Source organism: Alteraurantiacibacter buctensis, assembly GCF_009827655.1.
Classification (GTDB): Bacteria; Pseudomonadota; Alphaproteobacteria; order Sphingomonadales; family Sphingomonadaceae; genus Alteraurantiacibacter; species Alteraurantiacibacter buctensis.
Window position 1 is genome coordinate 247,047 of the sequence record NZ_WTYV01000004.1, and the last position, 13,426, is coordinate 260,472.

Consider the following 13,426-nt stretch of genomic DNA (forward strand, 5'->3'; position numbering starts at 1 on the left):
GGGAGGTATGATTGGTTCGCTATTGGCGCGCGTCTAGGCAAAGGCCAGCCATACTGCAAGGCCGATAGGGGCCGAAATCAGGGACTTTCCACCTGTGGTGGCCCGTCAAGCGGAACTGTGCGTATCAGGGTGGGTTCCGGCAAGGCGCCCTCCACCAATGTGCCGCCTGGCGCGAACCGGTCCCACTGGCCGTTGGCGATGTAATAGAGCATGCCGTTGGCGATCGATCCGCCGAGCGGTTCGGTCCAATCGGGGTGGTCCTGTTCCAGCACTCTGCGTCCGACAATCCGCCGCCCGTCAGCCGACAGGCGCAGCGCCACGATCCGCATGGGGCTGGTGCCGTTCTGGATCGCGATCAGTTCGCCTTCATGCAACCACAGGCCGTCGATCCCGTCGAGCAGCATGGGCACATCTGCCGGCAGACGCGACACGGTGCCGCTCGCCAGATCGATCATGGCCAGGCCATAGCGATAGTCGCTGGCATAGAGCAGGTGCCCGTCCGCGCTCTCGGCCAGCCCTTGTGGCGAGCGCAGGGTGCCCGGCGCAACTAGCGGGGTGATTGCAGAAGCAGTGCTGGGCAAGCGATAGATCCCACCAGCCAGTGGATCGCTGGCGTAGACAACGCTCGCTGTGCCGAGCGCAAGGTCAGAAAGATTGACGCCCGTCGGGGCTGGAAAGCTGACTTGAGACGGAACATCGGGTTGCGACGGCCCCAACAGGACTAGGCCGCCGAAAGACGGGATCCCTGCTGGAAGCATTCCAAGGTCGCCGACAGCCACCCAAACGCCGTGGCGGCGATCAAAGGCAATGCCGCTGGGATTGCCACCTGCGTGAAGGCCAGTGTTTAACCAGCCGCCATCGTGCCTGACCCATAGTTCGCGTGAAACCACACTGGTCAGGTACTGATTGCCTGTTGCCCGAACCACAGACAAGCCTTCCAATAAGTGTGCCTCAGCAGGGACTTCTCCCACAACTTCGCTGGCCATGACCGGCGTTACCGGGACTGCGAACCGCCGGATCAGCTCAGCGGCATAGGGGCCGGCAAACAGGTCCTGCAACTGCGCCTGCCCCCCGGGACCGAAGCGATGGCCCCGGTCGAGCAGCCAGGTCAACTCCCGCCATGCGCCTTCAAGATCCCCGGCCTCCAGCAGCGCGTTGAGAAGTCGCAGCCGCACCGAACCGCTGTCCGGAAAATCGGCTGCCAGTTGCGCCAGTCCGTCCACATCGGCAATCTGCCCGGTCGAGGCATCGACGGCACGCCACCGGGTAGATTCCTGCGCTGCGGCCGCAATGGGCACCGCGGCCAGGCCCAGCGCCGACACGGCGCCCCATACCATGCTGCGCCGCACAAACTTGCGCATGACCCGCGGACCTTCTAATTAAACTCGCGACATCATTCCCACACTCCCAAGCGAAGGCAAGCACCCCATGACATCCCTGCATCCCCGCGATCCCATTGTCATCCTGTCCTATGCGCGCACCCCGATGGGTGCGATGCAGGGTTCGCTGGCCGATGTCGCCGCGACCGACCTTGGTGCCACCGCAATCAAGGCCGCCGTGGAGCGCGCCGGGGTGAACGGTGAGGACGTGGAGAGGGTCTACATGGGCTGCGTGCTGCCCGCCGGCCTGGGGCAGGCCCCTGCCCGCCAGGCGGCACTGAAGGCTGGCCTGCCGCGCAACGCCGAGGCGACCACGGTCAACAAGGTCTGCGGCAGCGGCATGCAGACCATCATCATGGCCAGCGAAGCGCTCGCCAGCGGCGGGGCCGACGTGATCGTGGCCGGCGGCATGGAAAGCATGACCAACGCCCCCTACCTGCTCAAGAAGCACCGCGGCGGCGCGCGGCTGGGGCATGACACGGCCTATGACCACATGTTCCTCGACGGGCTGGAAGATGCCTACAAGGCCGGCACGGCGATGGGCGTCTATGCCCAGGAAATGGCCGACAATTACCAGCTGACCCGCGAGGATATGGACGCCTACTCCATTGAATCGCTGTCGCGCGCCAATGCCGCCGTCAACAGCGGCGCCTTTGCCGACGAGATCATACCCGTCACCATCGCCACCCGCGCGGGTGAAGTGGTAGTCGACAAGGACGAGGCACCCGGCAAGGGCCGTCCGGACAAGATCCCGGCGTTGAAGCCCGCTTTCGCCAGGGACGGCACGATCACCGCCGCCTCTTCCTCCTCGATCAGCGACGGTGCGGCCGCCGTGGTCCTCACCCGCGCCAGCGTGGCGGCGGAAAAGGGCCTCATCCCCGTTGCCACCGTGATCGCCACTGCCGCCCATGCGCAGGAACCCGCCGCCTTCACCACCGCCCCCGTCGGCGCGATCCAGAAGGTGCTGGCCAAGGCCGGGTGGAGCGTGGACGATGTGGACCTGTGGGAAGTGAACGAGGCCTTCGCCTGCGTCACCATGTTCGCCATGAAGGACATCGGCATCCCGCACGACAAGGTGAACATCAACGGCGGTGGCACCGCGCTGGGCCACCCCATCGGCGCCAGCGGCACGCGCATCGTCGTCACCCTGATCGCCGCTCTGAAGGCCGCAGGCAAGAAGCGCGGCGTGGCGAGCCTGTGCATCGGCGGCGGCGAGGCGACCGCGCTGGCCATCGAACTGGCCTGATTCCGCATCCGGGGGAACGGCAAGGCGGGAGCATCATTCTTGCCTTGGAGAGTTCCAAGGGAGATGAGGCATGAAGACGGTATTCCTGGCAACCGCACTTCTGGCGGTGGCTGCGTGCAACCAGACCGATGCACCTGCCAACGGGCCCGAAACTCAGGCCTCTGCCGACCTGCCGCTGACGGGGGATGCCCCCGGATTTGAGGCCGTTGCCCCCGGCGATTACACTGTGGAGCGCGCAAACGGTGAGATAGACACCATCACTATCCATCCGGGCATGACATATTCCCGCGTAGCTGCGGACGGTACGGCAACGGGCGGGACGATCTTCATGCAGGACGGCAAGACCTGCTTCGTGGTGGAAGGCGTAGACGGGCAGAATTGTTTTACCGACGGTCCCGTACAGCCTGACGGTTCGATGCAGACGACCTCCGACGCCGGCGCGATTGCCACGGTTCGCCCCGCAGACGGGTCCGCGTCAACCACAGCTACAGGTGGTAATGCGAGCGAATAAAGTACGTCACGCTGCCACATATCATGCTGATACCGTTGCAAATTGAACACCTGTCAAATTTATCGACAGTGTGGGTTGCCTGACCAACTTCAAGTGATAGTTAGGCGCGCGTAGACGTTTGGGGACTCTATGATGAAGCGCGTAATGGTTCTGGCAGGTGCACTGGCACTCGCCGCTTGTGGCAACGGAACCGGAGAAGGCGATTCCGCCAGTGCCGCGCCGGCACCAAGCGCCACCCCTGCCCCCGTTCCCACCGAACTGGTCGGCACTTACGGTGCGCAAGGGGCGGATGGCCGCCCCTGGACCACCGCGCTGGCAGCAGACGGCACTTACCGCAACACGGTGGGTGGCGAACTGACCGAGAGCGGCACCTGGACCAGGTCCGGCGCTTCCATCTGCTTCACCCCCATGCCCGTCGCCGAACAGGCCCAGGCGCAGACCTGCCAGACGCTGCTGAACGTCAATGACGATGGCAGCCTGGTGGTGCGCGATGCCGGCGGGCAGGAAACGATCGCCCCGCGGCTGGCCGACCAACCGCAGCAGTAAGGCCGCTCAGGGCTCGCCCGCGCCCCACAGGCGGTCTGCCTCCACCCAGCCAGCGTGGCCGTCGGCATCGAACTGGCACCAGCCAGCCTCGCACTCGCCCAGCTTGCCGATCACCCCGGACTCCGCATGCCACAGCAGGCGCGCGCCAGCTTGCGGCTGTTCGCGGATTGCGGCCAACCCCTCGCCGGTGACGATCGCGGTGCGCTGGCGCGACATCAGGCTGGAATAGACCCATCCCCGGGTGCCGTCGATCTCCTCGATCAGCCACCAGCCCTGCTGGATACGCAGAACTTTCACCGGCATGCCCTGGCGGTGATAGACCCACTCAATGCGATAGCGCTCGCTGGGGCCCACGCGCATGTTCACCTCCTCCGCGGCCAGGCTGCCCCAGTAGGGTACCTCGCGCTGCTGGGCGCTGGCGGGATGGGACAGCAAGAGCGCGCAGGCAGGCAGGCAGGAGGACAGCAGGCGACGGATCATCGCTACCTCCTAACGGTCCGTCCGGATTCGCGGCAAGCCGTTGTTCGTACTGTCTTGTGGGCAGCTCCCGTGGGCGGGCCTTGCCCAGCGGCCCCGTCCTGTCCTAACAGGCTGGCGGACGCGATCCCGCCGGCAGAGCGGGCTGAGGGGGGAAATACAGATGTTTCGCAGGATTACAGCCGCCGGTGGCGCCGCCGCCCTTGCCCTGATGCCCGCCCTCGCCCGCGCGCAGGAGACGGTCGAGGTGGCCGAGAACTCGGGCGATACCGCCTGGATCCTCACCGCTTCCGCCTTGGTGCTGCTGATGTGCCTGCCGGGCCTTGGCCTGTTCTACGGCGGTCTGGTGCGGGCCAAGAACTTTCTCTCGGTCTTCGTCCAGATCGGCGCGATCACAGCTGTCGCCAGCACGCTCTGGATCGTGGTTGGCTATACCCTGGCCTTCGGCGATACCTCGCTGGGCGGCTGGCTGGGCGGCGGACAGCACTGGATGCTGTACAACATGGATGCCCTGGCTGGCACCTATGCCATTCCGGAAAGCACCTTTGCGCTGTTCCAATTGACCTTTGCCGCCATCACTCCCGCGCTGATGGTTGGCGCCTGGGTGGACCGGGCGCGGTTCGGTTGGGTCGTCGCCTTCTGCGCGATCTGGGGCCTCGTCGTCTATGCCCCGGTGGCCCACTGGGTGTGGGGCGGCGGCTGGCTGGCCAGCATGGGCGTGCTCGATTTCGCCGGCGGCCTGGTGGTGCACACCACGGCAGGCGCATCGGCGCTGGTGGTGGCGCTGCTGCTGGGCAAGCGGCAGGGCTTCCCCGGCACTCCCCTCCTCCCCCACGCCCCGGGCATGACGATGCTGGGCGCGGTGCTGCTGTGGGTAGGCTGGTTCGGCTTCAACGGCGGCTCGGCCGTCGCGGCCACCGGTGCCGCCTCCAATGCGATCATCAACACCCACGTTGCGGCCAGCGTGGCCGCGCTCGTCTGGCTGCTGATCGAGCGGATCAGCTTCGGCAAGCCGACCAGCGTGGGCTTTGCCACTGGCGCGATTGCGGGCCTGGCCACGGTGACCCCGGCAGCGGGCTTCATCTCTCCCGGTGCCGCCATCGTGATAGGCGTGGCCGCCTCGGTGGTGTGCTACTACGCCATCCAGCTCATCAAGATCCGCCTGAAGATCGACGATTCGCTCGACGTGTTCGCCGTCCACGGCGTGGGCGGGATGCTGGGCAGCCTGCTGCTGGGCGTGTTCCTGTCCGCCGGGTTCGGCGGCGCGGGTTATGACAGCGCGGGCGCGGGCAGCATGGGCGGCCAGATCGGCGTGCAGGCGCTGGCCGTGGCGGTGATCGCCGTGTTCAGCGCGGTGGCCAGTGCCCTCATTGCCATTGCCGTGAACCTGTTCCTGCCGATGCGGGTCTCAGAGGACGACGAGCAGCAGGGCCTCGACATCACCAGCCATGGTGAGCGGGCGTGGGAGTTTGATTGAGCAGGACGGCCAATGTCATCCCCGGACAAGGTCCGGGGTGACATGGCGGTTGGTCAATCCCCCGTCAGGATCCGCTCGACCAGTTCCTTCACCGTGGGGGTGTAGTTGTTCGAATAGAACGGGTCCTGCTTGAAGCGGTAGGCGGCGTGGCCGGCGAAGATCAGGTTCTCGTCAAGCGGCTCACCGTGGATCGCGCCCTGCAGCTTCTTCTGGATGCAGAAGCTGCGCGGATCGGCCAGGCGGCCGGTGGTGAAATCGTCGTGGTCCTTCCAGCTGGAGAACCCGCAGTGCGACAGGCAGCCCATGCAGGCGGCCTGGTCGGTGCGAATATCGTCACGCTCTGCGGGAGAGACGAAAACCACGGTGTCGTCCGGCGTCCGCAGGGCATCGGTGTGCCCTTGCGCCACCCATTCATGGGCGCGCTGCAGGTCGGCCGGGGTGACCCAAAAGTTCTTGCCCTTCACGCCCACGTCAAGCTGCACGGTGTGTTCACCCGCCTGGACCTTGGAATAGGGAATCTGCCGCGCCGAGCGCGCTTCAAGGCTGCGCAGGAACGGATTACGCACGGCGCTGGAATAGAAACCGGTGGGGCTGAAGCGGTGCAGCAGCACGTCACCCGGCTCGATCTCGCGCAGGGCATCCTTCCACGCCTGCGGTAGCGGGCTTTCCTGCGTCAGCAGAGGGCGCGTACCGAACTGGAAGATGATCTGGCCCAGTTCGGGGTTGTCGATCCAGTCGTTCCATTCGCGCAGCGCCCACACGCCGCCGGCCATGACGATCGGCAGAGTGTCGGCGATGCCCGCGGCCCTCATCACTTCGCGCAGAGCCTTGACGCGGGGATACGGATCTTCCGGCTTCAGCGGGTCTTCCGCGTTCGACAGGCCATTGTGCCCGCCGGCCAGCCACGGGTCTTCATAGACCACCGCGCCCAGCAGGTGCGGCACCTTGTGATAGGCCCGCTTCCACAGCGCGCGGAAGGCGCGGCCCGAACTGACGATGGGCAGGTAATAGACGTTGTGCCGCTCGGCGATTTCCGACAGCTTGTAGGGCATGCCCGCGCCGCAGGTGACGCCGGTCACCATGCCCTTGGTCTGCGACAGCACGCCTTCCAGGATTTCCTGCGCGCCGCCCATTTCCCACAGCACGTTGATGTTGATGGCGCCCTTGCCACCCGCGATCTCGTGCGCGCGGCGGACCTGTTCCACCGCGCCATCGATGCCGTACTGGATCAGTTGCCGGTGGCGTTCCTCGCGGGTGCGCTGCGGGTAGACCTGCGGGATCGGGTTGCCATCCGAATCATAGCTGTCCGCGTTCACCGCGCTGACCGTGCCGATGCCCCCGGCGGCGGCCCAGGCGCCGCTGCTCATGTGGTTTGTGGCGGAAACGCCCTTGCCACCTTCAACCAGCGGCCACACCTCGCGCCCGCCATAGATAATCGGCTTCAGTCCCTTGAATTCCATCACAACCTCAAAAGGCATTTCCCGTTTAGCGGGTGGTCGCCGTCTCATCCTCACCGGGCGCTGCGCACGGCCTGATTGCATCCGGCTGCGGGCGTTCGCCCACGGCCTCGAACTGTGCGTAATAGCCGGCGATTTCCGGCTTACGGTCAAATTCAACAAGCCGATAGCCGACTTGCTGGAATTCGCAGAACAATAATTGCGGCGGTATGCCGTGCTGGTCGGTGGGCCGGTCCACGTCCACCACGATCACCTGCCCGCCGGGGCTGAGCGACGGCCGCAGGTGCCACAGGAAGGCATAGGGCTCGGTCACCTCGTGGTACATGTGGACCATGAACACCCGGTCGAAACTGCCCGCCGGCAGATGGGGATCGGCTTCGGCCCCCAGCGTGACGGAAACGTTGTCCAGCCGTTCGCGTTCCACGCGTTCGGCCAGGCGGGCCAGGGCGGCCTGGTCGATATCCTGCGCCAGCACGCGCCCTTCGCTGCCCACCACGGCGGCCAGGCGCACCGTGTAATAGCCCTCGCCCGCACCGATATCGGCCACGGTCATGCCGGGAGCGACCGAGGCCTTGGCCATCACCGTCTCCGCCTCGCGCCGGTCATCGCGGGCTTCCTCGGTGGAAAAGGAGTTTGAGCCAAGGCCCGAAACGGGCCGATCAGGCAGCGGAAAATCCTGCGCCATGTCTGGCCGGTCGGGGTGCGCCCGGTCGCACGCGGTTAGCGGCAGCGCCAGCATGGCGGCCGTCAGGCAAGCAAGCAACGGTCTTGGCAGGCGATCCATCTCGATGGCGGGTCTAGCGAAGCAAGCGGCGCTTGGCAAAACGGGCCTTGCGGATTTGCCCCGCAAAGCCGGCTGTTGTCGCAGCTTACTCCACGTCCTCCACCTCGGCCTCGCCGGTCACGCGGGCGGCCAGGGCGGCGGCGATGAAGGCATCAAGGTCACCGTCCAGCACATCGCCCGGGGCGGTGGAGACCGTGCCGGTGCGCAGGTCCTTGACCATCTGGTAGGGCTGCAGGACATAGCTGCGGATCTGCCGGCCCCAGCCGATCTCGGTTTTTTCCTGGTATTCACCTGCTGCCGCCGCCTCGCGCTTTGCCAGTTCGGCTTCGTAGAGGCGGGCCTTCAGCATGTTCATGGCGGTGGCGCGGTTCTTGTGCTGGCTGCGGTCCCCCTGGCTGGCCACCACGATCCCGGTGGGGATGTGGGTGATGCGCACGGCCGAGTCCGTGGTGTTGATGTGCTGGCCGCCCGCGCCGCTGGCGCGGTAGGTGTCGATCCTAAGGTCGCCTTCGTTGACCTCGATCTCGATATTGTCATCGACCACGGGATAGACCCAGACCGAGCTGAAGCTGGTGTGGCGCCGGGCGCTGGAATCGTAGGGGCTGATGCGGACCAGGCGGTGCACGCCGCTTTCGGTCTTGGCATAGCCATAGGCGTTCTCGCCCTTCACCAGGATGGTCGCGCCCTTGATGCCGGCCTGGTCGCCGGCGGCATATTCCATCGTCTCCACCTTGTAGCCGCGCTTTTCGGCCCAGCGGGTGTACATGCGGAACAGCATCTCGGCCCAGTCCTGGCTTTCGGTGCCGCCTGCCCCGGCGTGGATTTCGATGTAGGTATCGTTGGCGTCCGCCTCGCCGGACAGCAGCGCCTTGACCTTGTCGGCGTCGGCCCGGTCGGCCAGCTTCTTCAGCGCGTCCAGCCCGTCGGCCACCACGCTGTCATCACCTTCCATCTCGCCCAGTTCGATGAACTCGATCGCGTCGGCCATCTGGGTGGAGATGTCCTGCACCGTGCCCACCGCGTCCTTCAGCAGCTTCTGCTCGCGGGTGATCGCCTGGGCCTTCTTGGGATCGTTCCACAGGTTGGGGTCCTGCACGCGGGCATCCAGCTCGTCGAGCCGGCGCAGCGCGCGGTCCCAGTCGAGGCTTTTCTTGACCAGCGCCACGGCTGCCTCGATCCGGTCGATATGGGCCTGCCCTTCGGCACGCATGGGAACTCTCCAAAATGAATTTGCCCAAGAATGGACGGGGGGCCGCCTAGCGCAGGCAGCCCGAGTTAGCAAAGGGATTGGGGCAGACCAGCCCGCCGCGCTCAGCGCAGCGCGCGCACGGCAGCCAGCGTCATGTTCACGTGTTCGCGCCAGTCCATGTCGGAATGGACCATGGTCACCCGGCCATCGGCAGCGATGACATAGGATGTGCGGCTGGTCATCCCGCTGGTGCCCAGTGCCACGTCATACTGGCGGATGATATCCGCCGTGGCCCGGCCCACGGGAAAGGCATCGCGGCATTCCTCGGTGCTGAAGCGTTGCAGGGTGGCGATATCGTCACCCGACATGCCCAGCACGGTAGCCCCGGCGGCGGTGAACTGGGGCATGGCCTCGGCAAAGGCGCGCGCTTCCAGTGTGCAGCCTTGCGTGAAGGCGCGCGGGAAGAAGTAGAGCACCACCGGCCCCTGGCGCAGCTTCGCTGCCAGGTCGAAGCTGAAAGTGCGGCCGGCCAGCGCCGCCGTGGTGGTGAAACGCGGCGCGCTGGCGCCCCGCTCCAGCGAGGCGAAGGCCGGCGCGGCCGTGACCAGCGCCAGCGGTGCGGCCAGCAGCAGGGCTGCCAGTGTCTTGCGGATGGTGCTCTTCATCGGACCTGCCCTTCCCTGTTGCCTCAATAGATGCCGCCCTGCTCCTCGGCGAAGTCGGCCGGGGGCGTCTCGCTGTTCTCGCCCACACTGTCTGCTTGGGGGCCGCGCTCGCGACGGCGGAGCTGGGCCAGGATCAGTTCGCGCATCTGGTCGATATCGTCCTGCCGCTGGGTGCGGCGCGGTTCGGTATCGGGCTTGAACGCCTCCCAGATTACCGAGCCCATCGGGTCATCGCTGGGCCAGCCTTCGAACACCCTGTTGCCGCTGCGCCGGTCCACCCGCACCATCCGCACCCCGGCGGGGGCCACGAACGGGCGGCCATTCCACCTGTCACGCGAGGCGGTGATAAAATCCCTCATGATCGGCACGGCAGTATTGCCGCCCTGGACATAGCCGCCCAGATTCCGCGGCCGGTCGAAACCGATGTACATGCCGCTGACAATGTCCGGCGATCCGCCGACGAACCAAGCGTTGGTGGGGCCGCTGGAGGTGCCGGTCTTGCCGAACAGCGGCAGGTCCAGGTCGCGCAGGCGCGTGGCCGTGCCGCGCTGGACCACGCCGGTCAGCATGTTGACGATCTGGAATGAAGTACGCGCATCCAGTGCCTGCCGCCCACGCGGGGCCAGGCGGGGCATGGGCGACCCGTCCCATTCGGCCATGTTGCACTTGGGGCATTCGCGGTTGTCGGTGCGATAGATCACCTTGCCATCGCGGTCCTGCACATAGTCCACCAGCGTCGGCTGGTTCAGCCGCCCGTGGTTGACCAGCGTGGAATAGGCGTTGACCATCCGCAGCACTGTGGTGTCACCCGCACCCAGGGCAAAGGCGGGATAAGGCTGGTAGGCACCTTCCTCAGGCTCAATCCCGGCAGCACGGAACACGCGCAGAACGTTGTCCATCCCGCTGTCCATGGCGATGTGCACGGTCATCAGGTTCTTGGACTGCTCCAGCCCATAGCGCATCGGATACTCACCCCCACCCCGGCTGCCGCCGAAGTTGGTGAAGCACTTTTCGCCCAGGTTGGAGCCCTGGTAATAGCAATACTGGCTATCCGGCACCAAGGTGCTGGGCGTCATCCCGTTGTCCAGTCCTGCGGCATAGACGAACGGCTTGATGGTCGAACCCGGCTGGCGCAGCGCCTGGGTGGCGCGGTTGAAATCGGACAGGCGGCTGTCGAACCCGCCCTGCATGGCCAGCACGCGGCCGCTGCTTGGCTCCTGCGCCACGAAGCCGCCCGATACCTCGGGCACGGCGCGCAGCCGCCAGGCATTGCCGCTGGGCGAAACGGCAATCACGTCACCCGCCTTCAGGGCATCGGGCACCGCGCCGGTCAACTGGCTGGGATCCCCGCTGGCAAAGGCGATGCGGGCGGAAGCCCCGGCCCGCTCGGTCACCACGGCGACGCGCCAGTCCTCGTAATCGATGGCCAGGTTGGAACTGTCGAGCTGGCTTTGCAGGTCGCCGTTGCCGGGGTTGAGCGTGGCGATGGGCCCGGTCCACCCGCGGCTGCCGTGATAGCGCAGCAGCGCGCCGCGCAGGGCTTCGCGGGCGGCTTCCTGCAGTTCGGCATCCAGCGAAGTGCGGATCCACAGGCCGCCGGCATAGACGCTGTTGGGGCCGTCCTCGGCCTCCTCGCCGAAGCGCTGGATCAGTTCGCGGCGCACCTCCTCCATGAAGTAGCCGGCATCGACCGTTTCCTCGCGCGCCGGATTGGTCACCAGCCCCAGCGGCATGGCCTTGGCCGCATCGCGCTGGGCAGCGGTGATGTGGCCGTTGTCCTCCATCGAATCGAGCACGAAGTTGCGCCGTTCCAGCGCCACATCGGCGTTGCGCGCGCGGCTGTAGGTTTCGGGCGCTTTGGGCAGGATGGCCAGAAAGGCCATCTCGTGCAGTTCGAGATCGGCCACGTCCTTGTTGAAATAGGCCCGCGCCGCCGCCTGCACGCCAAAGCTGCGGCGGCCCAGCGGAATCTCGTTGAGGTAGAGGGTGATGATGTCCTGCTTGCTCAGCACCTGCTCGATGCGGGTGGCCATCACCATTTCGCGGATCTTGCGGGTGATCGAGTATTCGTTGGATAGCAGGATGTTCTTGGCCACCTGCTGGGTGATGGTGGAGCCGCCCACCGCCCGTTCACCCGAACCGATCTTGGTGGCATAGTCGATCACCGCGCCGATCAGGCCGCCGGCATCGATGCCGTTGTGGGTCCAGAAGGTCTCGTCCTCGGCGCTGGTATAGGCGTTGATGAGCTGGGTGGGGAAATCCTGGAACTGCAGCGCCACGCGCCGCTCGCGCTCGTACCGGTGGACGATCTCGCCATCGTCACCGCGCACCACCGAAGGCAGCTTGGGCTGGTAGGTCAGCAGGCTGCGCGCGTCCGGCAGGCCCGCCAGGATCACGAACCAGCCCACGATCGCCACCAGCAGCCCGCCGCCGATGGTATAGCCGCCCCGGCGGAACCACACGCTCTCCCGCCAGCGCCCCATGAACCAGTCCCGCCCCTGGGCCAGACGCCCGCCCGCCTCGCGCGTGATCCGGTAATGCAACGGCGGGGTGGTGGTATCGTCAAATTCGGACATGGGGGGCGCTTAGCATGGCGGGGTGACTTGGCGAAAGACGCAAAAGCGGCCCTTACCCCGCCACGCTGGCCCTGGCGAAGAACACGCGGATCGCCCGCGCCAGGGCTTCGGCAAAGGCCTGCTGTCCCTTTGCCGAGGATAGCCGCGCCGCTTCGGCTTCGTTGGTAATATAGCCGCTTTCGAACAGCACCGATGGCACGTCCGGCGCGCGCAGCACGGCCAGGGCGGCGCTGCGCAGGGGCTGTTCGTGGAAGTCCAGCGCCTCGCCTCCCTCGCGCACGATCAGTCCGGCAAACTCGGTGGAAGCCTGCGAGGCGCGCCGCTGCGAGAGTTCCACCAGGATCGCATTCACCGCGTCGTCACCGCCGGAAATGTCCACCCCGTTGATCACGTCGGCCTGGTTCTCGCGCGCGGCAAAGCGGGCAGCGGCTTCGGACGAGGCGACATCGGACAGGGTGTAGATACTTGCCCCGGACACCTCCTGCCGCTCGCCGGCGGAATCGGCGTGGATCGAGACGAACAGGTCGGCATTGAGGCGCCTCGTCACCTCCACCCGCTCGGTCAGGGCCAGGAAGCGATCGTCGCTGCGGGTCATGGCCACGCGGATGCCGCCTTCCTCCAGCAGCCGGTCGCGCAGGGCGCGGGCCAGGGCCAGCACCAGCGTCTTCTCGGTCTGCCCCGCCCCGCTGGCACCCGGATCGTGGCCGCCGTGCCCGGGGTCGATCACCACCAGCGGCCGCGTGGAATCGGGCGGGCCCAGCACCTCGGGCAGGTCAATCTCTGCACCTGGTTCCGGTAGGGGCACCTGCACCACATAGGCGCGGCCCAGCACCGGCACCGGGATCACGCGGCCCAGGGCTAAAGCCCCCGCCAGCACCAGCAGCGGGACCATGAACAGCGCCAGTATCTGCAACCGGTACAGGTTCACCCACTTTGTCCCTGCGCGACCATTAGGGTGCTATTCACCATCATGGCGCACAAGAGCCAAGGGAATTCTGCCGCGTAATTGCAACATGGTTGCCGTGGCCGTTCTCAACTGCTAGCCAACTGGACGTGCCGGACATTTTTCTGCTCCGGCCTGCTCCGGCACTCTATCAGGCCATGGCCAAAGGGCCGCCG

The 13,426-nt window shown here is 66.3% G+C and carries 12 protein-coding genes; 4 read left to right on the forward strand and 8 right to left on the reverse strand.

What is annotated here, in order from left to right:
• Positions 1 to 77: 77 nt before the first annotated feature.
• The gene (locus GRI99_RS11695; RefSeq protein ID WP_237438306.1) at positions 78 to 1,361 is read right to left on the reverse strand and encodes an SMP-30/gluconolactonase/LRE family protein; all 1,284 of its coding nucleotides are present in this window, start codon (positions 1,359 to 1,361) and stop codon (positions 78 to 80) included.
• 67 nt (positions 1,362 to 1,428) lie between these two features.
• Here GRI99_RS11695 and GRI99_RS11700 point away from each other — a divergent pair, with 67 nt between their 5' ends.
• The 3 genes from GRI99_RS11700 to GRI99_RS11710 all read left to right on the forward strand — a co-directional run bounded on the left by GRI99_RS11700 (position 1,429) and on the right by GRI99_RS11710 (position 3,682).
• Positions 1,429 to 2,625 (forward strand): acetyl-CoA C-acyltransferase, encoded by a 1,197-nt coding sequence (locus GRI99_RS11700; protein WP_160772213.1) that lies wholly within the window; start codon positions 1,429 to 1,431, stop codon positions 2,623 to 2,625.
• A 70-nt stretch (positions 2,626 to 2,695) separates the two neighbouring features.
• A complete protein-coding gene (locus tag GRI99_RS11705; RefSeq protein ID WP_160772214.1) occupies positions 2,696 to 3,136 on the forward strand; it encodes a hypothetical protein in 441 nt (146 codons plus the stop codon).
• Between the two features lie 132 nt (positions 3,137 to 3,268).
• Positions 3,269 to 3,682 (forward strand): hypothetical protein, encoded by a 414-nt coding sequence (locus GRI99_RS11710; protein ID WP_160772215.1) that lies wholly within the window; start codon positions 3,269 to 3,271, stop codon positions 3,680 to 3,682.
• 6 nt (positions 3,683 to 3,688) lie between these two features.
• Here GRI99_RS11710 and GRI99_RS11715 read toward each other — a convergent pair whose 3' ends face one another.
• A complete protein-coding gene (locus GRI99_RS11715) occupies positions 3,689 to 4,162 on the reverse strand; it encodes an SH3 domain-containing protein (RefSeq protein ID WP_160772216.1) in 474 nt (157 codons plus the stop codon).
• A 160-nt stretch (positions 4,163 to 4,322) separates the two neighbouring features.
• Between GRI99_RS11715 and GRI99_RS11720 the strand changes: the two genes are divergently transcribed.
• The gene (locus GRI99_RS11720) at positions 4,323 to 5,636 is read left to right on the forward strand and encodes an ammonium transporter (protein WP_160772217.1); all 1,314 of its coding nucleotides are present in this window, start codon (positions 4,323 to 4,325) and stop codon (positions 5,634 to 5,636) included.
• Positions 5,637 to 5,689: 53 nt separating this feature from the next.
• Here GRI99_RS11720 and GRI99_RS11725 read toward each other — a convergent pair whose 3' ends face one another.
• The 6 genes from GRI99_RS11725 to GRI99_RS11750 form a co-directional block, all read right to left on the reverse strand.
• Positions 5,690 to 7,096 carry an NAD(P)H-dependent flavin oxidoreductase gene (locus tag GRI99_RS11725; RefSeq protein ID WP_160772218.1) on the reverse strand — a complete coding sequence of 469 codons (1,407 nt, stop codon included), beginning with the start codon at positions 7,094 to 7,096 and terminating at the stop codon, positions 5,690 to 5,692.
• 25 nt (positions 7,097 to 7,121) lie between these two features.
• Positions 7,122 to 7,877 (reverse strand): class I SAM-dependent methyltransferase, encoded by a 756-nt coding sequence (locus GRI99_RS11730; protein ID WP_439098432.1) that lies wholly within the window; start codon positions 7,875 to 7,877, stop codon positions 7,122 to 7,124.
• Between the two features lie 85 nt (positions 7,878 to 7,962).
• Positions 7,963 to 9,087, reverse strand: a complete 1,125-nt coding sequence (prfB, locus tag GRI99_RS11735) for a peptide chain release factor 2 (RefSeq protein ID WP_160772219.1) — start codon at positions 9,085 to 9,087, stop codon at positions 7,963 to 7,965.
• Between the two features lie 101 nt (positions 9,088 to 9,188).
• On the reverse strand, positions 9,189 to 9,731 hold the full coding sequence (locus tag GRI99_RS11740; RefSeq protein WP_160772220.1) for a peroxiredoxin: 543 nt from the start codon (positions 9,729 to 9,731) through the stop codon (positions 9,189 to 9,191).
• Between the two features lie 23 nt (positions 9,732 to 9,754).
• Positions 9,755 to 12,307, reverse strand: coding sequence for a penicillin-binding protein 1A (locus tag GRI99_RS11745; RefSeq protein WP_202393062.1), 2,553 nt, complete (start codon positions 12,305 to 12,307; stop codon positions 9,755 to 9,757).
• A gap of 52 nt (positions 12,308 to 12,359) precedes the next feature.
• Positions 12,360 to 13,235: an N-acetylmuramoyl-L-alanine amidase family protein gene (locus GRI99_RS11750; RefSeq protein WP_337192913.1), complete on the reverse strand. Its 876-nt coding sequence runs from the start codon at positions 13,233 to 13,235 to the stop codon at positions 12,360 to 12,362.
• Positions 13,236 to 13,426 lie beyond the last annotated feature (191 nt).